This is a genomic window from Crossiella sp. CA198 (genome assembly GCF_052078295.1).
Lineage (GTDB): Bacteria > Actinomycetota > Actinomycetes > Mycobacteriales > Pseudonocardiaceae > Crossiella.
In genome coordinates this window covers 26,099-37,697 of sequence record NZ_JBQJIM010000010.1, presented here as the reverse complement: position 1 = coordinate 37,697, position 11,599 = coordinate 26,099, and the positions used below count along the sequence as shown (strand labels likewise).

7 protein-coding genes are annotated in these 11,599 nt (G+C 70.0%); 5 read left to right on the top strand and 2 right to left on the bottom strand.

Going from position 1 to position 11,599, the window contains the following annotated elements:
- Position 1: 1 nt before the first annotated feature.
- Both ACTOWY_RS17865 and ACTOWY_RS17860 read left to right on the top strand, forming a co-directional pair.
- Complete coding sequence (locus ACTOWY_RS17865) at positions 2 to 1,171, top strand: acyl-CoA dehydrogenase family protein (protein WP_441310762.1); 1,170 nt, start codon at positions 2 to 4, stop codon at positions 1,169 to 1,171.
- A 306-nt stretch (positions 1,172 to 1,477) separates the two neighbouring features.
- Positions 1,478 to 5,680, top strand: coding sequence for a sugar-binding domain-containing protein (locus ACTOWY_RS17860; RefSeq protein ID WP_441310761.1), 4,203 nt, complete (start codon positions 1,478 to 1,480; stop codon positions 5,678 to 5,680).
- Between the two features lie 46 nt (positions 5,681 to 5,726).
- On the opposite strand, the gene ACTOWY_RS17855 is transcribed toward ACTOWY_RS17860, so the two are convergent.
- A complete protein-coding gene (locus ACTOWY_RS17855; protein ID WP_441310760.1) occupies positions 5,727 to 6,596 on the bottom strand; it encodes an AraC family transcriptional regulator in 870 nt (289 codons plus the stop codon).
- Positions 6,597 to 6,687: 91 nt separating this feature from the next.
- On the opposite strand from ACTOWY_RS17855, the gene ACTOWY_RS17850 reads away from it, so the two are divergent.
- Together ACTOWY_RS17850 and ACTOWY_RS17845 are read left to right on the top strand one after the other, a co-directional pair.
- Positions 6,688 to 7,599, top strand: a complete 912-nt coding sequence (locus ACTOWY_RS17850) for an MBL fold metallo-hydrolase (RefSeq protein WP_441310759.1) — start codon at positions 6,688 to 6,690, stop codon at positions 7,597 to 7,599.
- Complete coding sequence (locus ACTOWY_RS17845; protein WP_441310758.1) at positions 7,596 to 8,957, top strand: carboxylesterase/lipase family protein; 1,362 nt, start codon at positions 7,596 to 7,598, stop codon at positions 8,955 to 8,957. Before ACTOWY_RS17850 ends, ACTOWY_RS17845 begins: the two co-directional genes overlap by 4 nt.
- Here the strand turns inward: ACTOWY_RS17845 and ACTOWY_RS17840 are convergent.
- Entirely contained in the window at positions 8,938 to 9,654 is a 717-nt protein-coding gene (locus tag ACTOWY_RS17840) for a TetR/AcrR family transcriptional regulator (RefSeq protein ID WP_441310757.1), read from the bottom strand. The genes ACTOWY_RS17845 and ACTOWY_RS17840 overlap by 20 nt on opposite strands.
- 95 nt (positions 9,655 to 9,749) lie before the next feature.
- On the opposite strand from ACTOWY_RS17840, the gene ACTOWY_RS17835 reads away from it, so the two are divergent.
- Entirely contained in the window at positions 9,750 to 10,427 is a 678-nt protein-coding gene (locus ACTOWY_RS17835; RefSeq protein WP_441310756.1) for an NAD(P)-dependent oxidoreductase, read from the top strand.
- Positions 10,428 to 11,599 lie beyond the last annotated feature (1,172 nt).

The window sequence follows — 11,599 nt, the reverse complement described above, 5'->3', positions numbered from 1 at the left end:
CATGGCCACCGCACCCGACCTCCTCACCGGCGATTTCTACGGCTTCCAGCACCTCCTGGACGACCGAGAGCAGGACATCGTGCGCCGCACCAGGGAATTCCTGGCCGCCGAGGTCGCTCCCATCGCCAACAGGGCCTGGGCCGCCGCCGAGTTCCCGCACGAGATCATCAAGGGCTTCGCCGAACTGGACATCGCGGGCCTGGCCTACCGCGGCGAACGCAGCCTGCTCACCGGTTTCCTGGCCATGGAACTCAACCGCGTCGACCCGTCCCTGGCCACCTTCTTCGGTGTCCACAGTGGACTGGCCATGGGCAGCGTGAACCGCTGTGGCAGCGAGGAGCAGAAGCAACGGTGGCTGCCGGCGATGGCCCGGATGGAGCAGATCGGCGCGTTCGCCCTCACCGAACCCGAAGGCGGCTCGGACGTCTCCGGCGGCATGCGCACCACCGCCCGCCGCGAGGGTGATCACTGGATCCTCAACGGCGCCAAGCGCTGGATCGGCAACGCCACCTTCGCCGACCTGATCGTGGTCTGGGCCAGGGACGAGGCCGACAACAAGGTCAAGGGCTTCGTGGTCGAACGCGGCACCCCCGGTTTCACCGCCACCCGGATCGAACACAAGGTCGCCCTGCGCACCGTGCAGAACGCCGACATCACCCTCACCGACTGCCGGGTCCCGGAGGCCAACCGGCTGCAACGCGCCACCGGCTTCCGCGACACCGCCGACATCCTGCGCCAAACCCGCGGCGGCGTCGCCTGGCAGGCCGTCGGCGTGATGATGGGCGCCTACGAGAAGGCCCTGGCCTACGCCACCCAGCGCGAACAGTTCGGCCGCCCCATCGCCGGCTTCCAGCTCGTCCAGGACCTGCTGGTCCGCATCCTGGCCAACGTCACCACCAGCCTCGCCCTGGTGGTCCGCCTGGCCCAGCTGCAGGACGAGGGCGTCTACCGCGACGAACACTCCGCCCTGGCCAAGGCCGTCTGCACGGTCCGGATGCGCGAAGCGGTCGGCTGGGCCAGGGAAATCCTCGGCGGCAACGGCATCGTCCTCGACTACGACGTGGCCCGCTTCGTCGCCGACGCCGAAGCCATCTACTCCTACGAAGGCACCCGCGAAATGAACACCCTGATCGTCGGCCGAGCCATCACCGGCCACAGCGCCTTCGTCTAACCCACCCCACCCGCGTGTTGGCCGTTCCGGTACGCCACGTTGGCCGTTGCGGACGCCGGGCCGGGCACCTCAGCACCGCGAACACGCCCGAGCAGACGCCCGCTCAAACACAGTCACCCCCGGCTAGCCTGATCGGATTACAACGTTGGCAGTCCATTTCCGGCCATAGTTCGGTCAGTTCTTGACTGCTCATGATCGGCTGCTGTTAATGGGAGCGGTTCCACATCGGGGTGGGCTCGCTGCTCGCCGCCATGGCGCGCCCACCCCACCTTCGGTTGTGCTCCCCCGCCAGGAGGTAGGCGCCCCATGCCCCGTTCCCGATCGCGCACCGCTGCACTGGTAGCCGCGCTGGCCCTGGTCGCCGCCTCGGCGTCGACGTTCACCCCACCGGCGGCCCAGGCGGCCCCAGCGGAGCGCACCGTCACCGGCCAGGTCCGCGACGCGGTCACCGGCGCGCCGGTGGCCGGGGCGGTGGTACACGCGGCGGCCCAGACCACCAGCGTGCGCACCGGCGCCGACGGCCGGTTCAGCCTGCCCAGGGTGCCCGCGGACACCATCGGCGTGGTCGCGGCCAAACAGGGCTACGACTTCCGCTGGCAGCCCCTGGAATCCCGCGGCGACACCGCGGTCACCCTGCGCCTGGACCGGGATACGCCACGCTCCCTGCCACACCCGGACTACCCGCGCCCCGACCTGGACCGCCGCGCCGGCGCGGACGGGAAATGGCTCAACCTCAACGGAACCTGGTCGCTGAGCTTCGACCCGCGCGATGTCGGCCGCACCGAGAACTGGGCGGCGGGCGGGCACGAGTGGCAGCACGCCGTCCGGGTCCCGTTCAGCTACACCTCCCTGGCCGGCGTGGGTGAACAGGCCCGCGCCAACAACCAGGTCTACGCCAGTCAGTTCGAGGCCAACCGGGGCGCGGTCTGGTACCAGCGCCAGGTCACCGTGCCCGCCGACTGGCCTGCCGAGCGCAACGTGCTGCTGCGCTTCGGCGCGGTGGAATGGAACGCCGTGGTGTTCCTGAACGGTGTGCAGCGGGCCGAACACGACGGCGGCTACTCCCCGTTCGAGGTCGACCTGGGCCGTCTGGCGCCGGGCTCCACGCATTCGCTGGTGGTCCGCGCCTTCGCCCCGGACAACAGCGACCGCACGCCGTACCCGCAGGGCAAGCAGATGGGCTGGTACGCCGACACCGGCGGCATCTGGCAGTCGGTCTGGCTGGAACCGGCCGATCCCGCCCGCCTGGACACCGTGCACGTCACGCCGAAGCTGACCTTCGCCGGTGACCGCCTGACCAGCGCCAAGGCCGAGGTCGCGATCACCGGCAACACCGCGGCGGCCGGGTCCACCGCGAAGATCACCATCCGCGAGCAGGCAGGCAGGCCCGGTGTCGAGCAACGCGGCCTGGACCTGCCCAAGCCGGTGGAACCCAAGGCAGGCCGGGTCATCGCCACCAGCACGCTGACTCTCGACGGAACCACCGGAAAGTCCACTGTGGACATTCCGGAAGCCCGGCTGTGGTCGCCGAACACGCCCTGGCTCTACCAGGTCCAGGTCGAACTGACCGGCGCCCAGGGCCGGGACGCACTGCACACCTGGACCGGCCTGCGCACCATCTCCCGGGACTGGGCGCCCGGCCACTCCCCGGCCGAGCAGTCCGATCCCCAGCAGCAGTACCAATATCTGCACCTGAACAACAAACCGATCTACCTGCGTTCCGCGCTCGACCAGGCGTTCAACCCCTGGGGCACCTACTCCTACACCGGCCTCTACCAGGGCGGCGACCTGCGCGCAGGCTCGGTCGGCGACCCGCGCAAGGGGTCGGTGCTCTTCGATCTCGCACTGGCCAAGCAACTCGGCCTGAACTCCACCCGCCTGCACATCAAGATCAACGATCCGCTGTATTACCACTGGGCGGACGTGATGGGCCTGATGGTCTGGTACGACCAGCCGAACTTCGGCTACAACGGCTACCAGGCCCGCGCGGAGCAGCTGTTCGAGAGCGTGCTGCACGACGCGGTGAAGCGGGACTACAACCACCCGTCGATCGTGATCTGGGACGTCTTCAACGAGGGCTGGGGCATCACCGACGGCAACGGCATGCGCGAGGACGCCAAGCCGTGGGTGGAACGCATGGTGCAGCTCACCAAGCAACTCACCCAGGGCGGCAGGCTGATCGTGGACAACTCGCCCTGCTGCAACAACCACCACCCCAGTGAGAGCACGGACTTACTCGACTTCCACGGCTATCTGTCCACATGGGAGGAATGGAAGTCCAATGTGGACCACATCGTGCGCAACACCTATCCCGGCTCGACCTTCAACATGGAGGAGGGCAAGAAGCAGGCCGGCCAGCCACTGCTGAACTCCGAGTTCGGTCCGTGGTCCGGCGGCCGGGAGAAGGATCAGGACGTCGCCGCGCCGTTCCGCTACACCACCGAACTCTTCCGCAACCAGCCCAAGATGAACGGCTACCTGTTCACCGAACTGGCCGACATCGAATGGGAGTGGAACGGCTGGTCCGCCTACGATCGCACGCTCCAGGTGCCCGGTTACCTCGACGCCGACGGGAAACAGGGCGGCGTGCACCTGGCCAACGCCGACGACGTGCTGTTCTTCGACGCCCGCCCGGTGCAGCGGGTCACCCCGGGTCAGCCAGTGTCGCTGACGGCGAAGTCCTCGCTGTTCTCCGGCCGCGACCTCGGCGCCACCGAGTTGCGCTGGCGGATCTCCGGCACCGATGCGACCGGCGCGCCGGTCCGCGGCACCGAGTGGGCGCGGAAACCGGTGTCCCCCAAGAAGTACACCACCAGCGACCTGGGCAAGGTCGAGGTGACCGTGCCCGCCGAGCTGACCCACGGCCGCCTGGACATCCAGCTGGTGCGTGGCCGGGACGTGCTGGCCACCGGCCAGACCTTCCTCGCGGACTGGAGCACCCGCACCGACCGGGCCACCGTGCTCGGCGAGCAGCGCACCAGCCCGTCCAGGGTGGCAGGCACCATCCGGCTGGATCCGGCCGCGGCCAAGGCGAACTGGCCGCAGGGCCACGACACCTTCCGCAACGACGGCTCCAGCGCCGCCTGGGGCTACGGCGACGGCGAGTTCCAGTGGACCGTCGAGTTGCCCGACGAGCTGCGCGAAGGCCGCTGGAACACCGCCCAGCTGGTCCTGGAGGCCTCCGCGTCCCGGCCGGGCTCGCCCCGCACCCGGTTCCCGCAGACCTCCGAACGCCGCTACCCCACCACGTTCCGGGCCTTTGTGGACGGTGTGTCGACCCAGGCCGTTGTGCTGCCGGATGATCCGGCCGACGCACGCGGCGCGCTGTCCAACGAGTCCGGCTTCGATCCCGGCCAGTACGGCTACCGGGTGGTCCTGGACCTGGACGCGCGCAAGCTCAAGGAGGCCGCCGCCGACGGCAGGTTCACCCTGTCCCTCACCGGTTCCGGCGGCGGGCTGACCGTGCACGGACCGCGTACCGGCCGGTTCGGGATCAGCCCGCAACTCGTGCTGTCCCAGGGCCGCGGCGTGTCCGGACCGCCGGTGCAGCAGCCGGAGTCCTATGTCGGCACCACCGAGGGCGCCGGGGTCAACACGCATTTCGTGCCGGGCACGCTGAAGGAGGGTCAGGCCACCCCGGCGAGTGTGCTGGTGGTCAACGACTCACCGCGCACGGTCCGTCAGGTCCGCCCCGAACTGGTGCTGCCCGCCGGCTGGCTGGCCGAACCGGTCGGCGAGGTGTCCACAGTGGACCTTCGCCCCGGCGAGTCCACGGTGGCGCGGTACCGGCTGGTGCCCGGCAGTGTCGGTGATTCCCAGGTGACCACCAGGGCCTTCTACCGCGACGATGCCGGGCGGCAGGTGGTCGACGAGCCGTGGCTGGTGACCGTGCCGGTGCCGGAACCGACCGAGGCGAACTACCCCAAGCGCACCATCCTCGACGGTTTCGACTCCGACACCAGCGCGCACTACCGGGGTCACCAGCCCTTCAGCGGCGAGGCCGCACCCGCACCCACGGTGTCGGATTCCAAGCTGAAGGTCAGTCACCCCAGCCAGTTCTTCACCATGATCGGCTCCAACGCCACCCCCTCGGCCAATCCGGCGGTGAACATCGTGGAGGTCGGAGAACTGGCCGGTGGCAGCATGCGGGAGAACAGCCTGTTCACCGGTCTGGTCAAGGACAAGGACACCTATGTGGTGGCCTGGTACAACCACTTCCGCAAACAGACCGGCTTCGACATCCGGCTCAACGGCCAGTTCCTGCAAGGCAATCCGACCGCCCGCCTGGATCTGCAACCCGGCGACAAGTTCGCGCTCGTGGTGGCCGGGAAATCCCTGGACATCTTCCACGGCCGCGACGGGCGCTGGACCTCGGTGCGCACCGGGTCGGTCGATCCGCGGCTGAACCTGTCCGATCCCACGGTGCTCAGCCAGTTCCGGCACGGCGTGGCCATGCGCGGCGACAGCGGCACCGTGTCCATCGAATCCCTGGAGGGCCGCACCCGCTGACCGGACACCGGGCCGCCTCCGTCCACTTCGGACGGAGGCGGCCCGCTCAGCCCGGTCGCTCCCACTCCCCGATGTGCTCATGATCACTCCGGCGCAACTGCCGGTACCGTCCCGCCGACACCCCGTACTCCCGCTTGAACGCGTTGGCGAAGGCGAACTGCGAACCGTAGCCACAGCGATCCGCGATCACCGCCAGGGTCGCGTCGGTGGTGCGCAACATCCGCGCCGCCATGGCCAGCCGCCACCAGGTCAGATAGCCCAGCGGCGGCTGCCCGACCAGCTGGGTGAACCGGCGCGCGAACGCGGCCCTGGACAACCCGGCGGCGGCCCCCATCCCCTCCACCGTCCACGGCGCCGCCGGATCCCGGTGAATGGCCCGCAAGGCCGTGCCCACCACCGGATCCCGCATCGCGGCATCCCAGTTCCGTCCGTCGCCGTGCTCGTCCAGCCAGGCCCGCAACAGGTAGACGAGCAGCACCTCCAGCAACGACGGCAGCACCGCGTCCCGCCCCGCCCGCACCTGCGCCAGTTCCGCCCCCAGCACCGAGATGATCCCCTGCAGCGGCGCGTGCTCGCCGGGCCGCGCGGTCTGGACCAGCAGCTCGGGCAACTCGGCCAGCAACGGGTGCGGCCGGGCCTGCTCCAGCTGGAACGCCCCGCACAGCAACCGGGTGCGCACCCCCGCGTCGACCAGCTCGTGCGCGGCGCCACGCGGCAACACCACCGCGTCCCCCGGCGTCAGCAGCACCGGCTCCCGTCCAGGCAGCACCACCTTGATCGCACCGACCAGCACCACGTGCAGCCGGGCCCCGGCGAAATCGGGGAACTGCCGCGACCAGTGGCCCTCCGCCTCGGTCAGCGCCGAGTACGGCCGCCCGCTGCGCATGGCCGCGATCGCGTCACTGAGCACATCCATCCGCGGACCCCCGACGATCAAGACGAAGACGTAAACACCCAAGACCCTGGATCATTCCCGACCTGGCACCGCCGAACCTAGCGTGACCGGCATGAGCACCATCACCCTCGGCGACGTCGAGATCAGCAGGGTCACCGAGTGGCACGGCCCCTTCGCCCCCACCAGCATCCTGTTCCCCACCCTGTCCCGCGATCACTGGCAGGCCAACAGTTCCTGGCTCAGCCCCGACCACTGGGATCCCGCCACGGACATGTACCTGGCCCGCACCCAGTCCTGGGTGCTGCGCAGCGAGGGCCGGATCATCCTGGTGGACACCGGAATCGGCGATGACAAGCAGCGCCAGGTCCCCGCCTTCCACCACCTCCGGACCGGCTTCCTGGACCGCCTGGCAGCGGCAGGCGTGCGACCGGAGGACGTCGACCTGGTCGTCAACACCCACGCGCACGCCGACCACGTCGGCTGGAACACCCGTCTGCACAACGGCGAATGGATCCCCACCTTCCCCAACGCCCAGTACCTCCTCAGCACCCCCGAAGACACCTTCGCCAACCCCGTCAACAACATCCCCCGCCGAGCCCCCTTCGGCGGCCCGGACCGCGACGACGCCCAGATCCACCTCGACAGCATCGCCCCACTCCAGCACACCGGCCAACTGTCCACCTGGGACGGACCAACTCACCAGATCGACGCCAACCTGACCCTGGAACTCGCCCCCGGCCACACCCCGGGCTCCGCGGTGCTACGCCTGGCCTCCGGCACCGACCGGGCCCTGTTCATCGGCGACATCGCGCACACCCCGCTGCAACTGATCGAACCCGACCACGAGCCCTGCCTCAGCGAGGACGAACCAGCCGCCATCGCCACCCGCCGCCGGCTGCTCGCCGAGGCCGCCGACACCAACGCCCTGATCATCCCGGCCCACTTCGGCGGCAGCGGCGCGGCCGAGGTCACCCGCGACGGCTCGAAGTTCGCCATCACCGGCTGGGCGGCGTTCAGCAAATGAACACCGTGCACACAGCCCAAGGCCCCGTCCAGGGCGAACACCGCGCCGAGGTGACCGTCTACCACGCCGTGCCCTACGCCGCCCCGGTCCCAGCTCCACCTCTCCCCCACCAAGGTCTCCCGCCCACCACACCCGACACCCGCTTCACCGCCCCAGCCCCACCCCCTCCCCGCGCTGGCATCCACGACGCCACCACCCCCGGCTCCACCGCTCCAGCCCCACACCGCCGCACCCTCGGCCGCCTCGACCTCACCCCCCTCAACTCCCCCACCACCCCCGGCCCCGACTACCGCACCCTCACCATCTGGACCCCATCCACCGCCACCACCCCTCGCCCCGTCCTCGTCTTCCTGCACGGCGGCGGCTTCCAGACCGGCTCCGGCTCCGCCCCGCTCTACGACGGCACGGCCTTCGCCCGCGACGGCATCCTGCTGGTCACCGTCAACTACCGTCTCGGCGCGCCCGGCTGGCTGCACCTGCCCGACGCCCCGGCCAACCGCGGCCTGCTTGACGTCATCGCCGCGCTGGAATGGTTGCGGGACAACATCTCCGCCTTCGGTGGCGATCCGCACAACATCACCGTGGCCGGTCAGTCCGCCGGGGCGATGCTGGCCACCGGACTGCTCGCGGCACCCCGCGCGCACGGACTGTTCCGGCGGGTGATCAGCCAGAGCGGCAACCCGGACGCCGTGCTCACCCCGGAGCAGGCGTACCGGGTCACCGAGGCGCTCGCGGCCGAACTCGGGGTCGCGGCGACCGCGGCCGCATTCGCGGGCGTGGCTGATGCGGACCTCATCGCGGCGCTGGGCCGGATTCCGCTGCCGACGGACGGTCCGTTGCGCGGGATCACACCGTTCGGCCTGGTCCTGGACCCGGACACGCTGCCCCGGCCGCCCACCGAGGCAGTGCTGCCGCCGGTGGACCTGCTGATCGGGATCAACACCGACGAGGCGAACCTCTACCTGGTCCCCACCGGCCGACAGGCGCCCTGGCTCACCACCGAGACGCTCTTCGGCGCGGGCAGTCGGCAGCTGGCCCAGGCACACGCGAGGCAGCTACCCGGCCGGACGCGTCGGTACGAGTTCGCCTGGCGATCCGGAGCCTTCGACGGCGCCCTGGGCGCCTGCCACTGCGTTGAACTGCCCTTCGTCTTCGCCACCACTGCCGTTCGGGAACTGCACGGCGTTCAGTCCCTGCTCGGCCCGACCCCGCCATCGCCGGCGCTGGTGGCGCGCACGCACGCCGCCTGGAGCCGCTTCGTCAGCACCGGCGATCCAGGCTGGCCCGCCTACACCGCCGAATCCCCGCACACCATGCGGATCGACGAGCAATGGACGCTCACCACTCCGGCGGAGTGAGTCCCAGCGAGACCACCAGATCCCGCAACTCGTAGCCGTACAGCTCGGCGCTCTGCCCGGTCTGGGCGCCCAGGTGGCCGTAGATCTCCAGGGCGACCAGACCGTGCATCCGGCCCCACACCCGCAGCGCGAGGGCCACCCCGGCCGGAGGCAGCTTCGGGAAGTCGGCGCGGACCACGCTCACTAGGCCGGAGTCGAAATCGGCCCACCGGTACCCGCCCCCGCCCTGCCGTAGTTCCGCGCTGGGCCAGGCCGCCGCGACCAGCTCCACCAGTCCGGAACAGGCCCGGTGCGCCGGACCGGGTGCGGCGCCGCCCTCCGGCACCGCGTAACCCGGCACCGGGTCGCCGTAGATGAGCCGGAAGCCCTGCGGATTGGCCACCGACCAGCCCCGGAACGCCTCGCCCCACGCGATGATCCGCCCGGCCGTGTCCTCGGCCAGCCGGGCATCCCGCGCCGTCTCCACCGCGTCAACCAGGTCGCCGTAGACACCCTGGATCAGCGTGGTGATCAACTCGTCCCTGGTCGCGAAGTAGCCGTAGATCGCGCCCGCGGTCATCCCCATCTCGCGGGCGATGGCGCGCAGCGTGACCGCGTCCGGCCCACCCCCGGCCAGCAACCGCAGGGCGATCGCCTGGATCTCCTCGGTCGTCTCGGCCCGCAGCCGAGCCCGCCGGTTCCGCGTCACATCTCGCACCCTTGACACTCTAAGCCGTGCGGATAGTATCCCCAGTACATTTACTACACGCCGTTCAGTTCTCGAACAGCGTGCACCGTACTGGGGAGACAATCATGCGCATCGGCGTGTTCGGCGCCACCGGCGTCATCGGCGGCCGCATCGTCCGCGAGGCGGTCGCCCGCGGCCACGAGGTCACCGCCATCAGCAGATCCACCCCACCCGCCGAGCCAGGCCCGGTGACCTGGCGACAGGCCGAGATCAGCGATCCGGCCGCGGTTACCGAACTACTGCCCGGCCTGGACGTACTGGTCAACGCGATCAACGCGGGCCGCGACATCGACGACACCATCCGCAACGCCGACGCACTGCCCACAGCGGCCCGTTCCCTGTTGTGCGCCCTGGAATCCCACCCACGCACCCGACTGATCGTCATCGGCGGCGCGGGCAGCCTGGAGATCAGCCCCGGTCAGCAGATCGCGGACCTCGACGGCATCGCCGAGTCCCTCCCCGCCGACCTGGGTACCCCACCGGAGTACCTCCGGGTGATCCACGCCCACCGCGAGGCACTCAACCTGTACCGCCTGTCCAACCGCGACTGGACCTACCTGAGCCCCTCAGCCCTGCTGATCCCCCCGGGCGAACGCACCGGCCGGTACCGCCTGGGCCGCAACGAGCTGCTGGTCCGCGCCGACGGCAGCAGCGCGATCTCCGCGGAAGACCTGGCGGTCGCGGTGCTGGACGAAGCTGAACACCCGCGACACGTGGGCCTGCGTTTCACCGTCGGCTACTGAACAGGCGGACCATCCGGTTGCCCCGCGCGCACGGGAAAACCGGATGGCCACCCGTTTCGGCCGCCGTGTCCCACCATGGATCGCGTCGGCGCACGCACGGTACCAAGCCCCCACACCCGACCTAACCACCTTCAGTCGTACCTAAAGCCCAACGCCGCCGCCCCGGGAAGAAGGTCCGGAAATAGCGGAAGCCGCCCGGTCCGGCAATGCGGAGGGCGGCTTCCCGATGACGAACGGCGATCACGTCGGGGTAGCGCGGCAGGCGCAATGACGTGACATCAGATCGACGCCCACGCCCGCGCAGCTCCCCGGAGCCGTTCATCGTAACGCTGTGAGGTGGAGTTGTTCTGCCACCAGAGTGACGCACCAACCCGGATGTCGCAACGTATTTACCAAAGTTAGTCACACAAGGTACCCCGACCCAGCCCGCCAGCCATCCAGCCAGGCCGCCAAAGCCACCACATCCCGCCGGATCCACCCCCTACAACCTCCCACGCCACGCCCTGACGACAGCCGCCAGCCAACGCTGTGACCAGCGACAACGTTCGGCGGCCAGTGACAACGCCCGACGCACTGCCAACGCCAGCCGACCCGGACCCGCCGCGCCCCACGAGCCCCACGCTCCAGCCTCCTCAAGACCGCAGCCGCGCCCGCTTCAACCCACCGCACAACCCGCCACGCAAACCCCCACTCCAACACGCCCCGCAAGCCCACCACCCCATGCTGCACCCCTCGGAGACGCCGGAGCATCCTCGTCCTGCCCATTGCCCAGCAACCGGGTCACTCCAGTGCGATCGCCGCCGGTAGTGCCATCGCCGTTCCGGTCGGCTTCAGCCGGACCGGGCGGCCGTCCCAGCTGGCCGTCGCTATCTGCTCACCGGACCGGGAACAATGCCGTCCAGTCCCGTGTCGAACGCACTCCGGCCCCGTATCGGCTGACGCTCATCCACTCGGGCCACCTGTCCCTCGGCACCTGACTCTCGATCACTGGACCGTGTGGTGCCCCGCGCCGCCCACCGCTTCTTTCTGCGGTAACGAAACGATCAGCGGTTGAGGTTCCGCGGGCCGTTCTGCTGTGAGCGAACAGCGGATCGGGCCCGTGGCTGGAGCCTGGATGGCAAGGGGCACAACGGGAACTGGGCGTGCGACAACGTCGGCCACGCCCTGGGTGG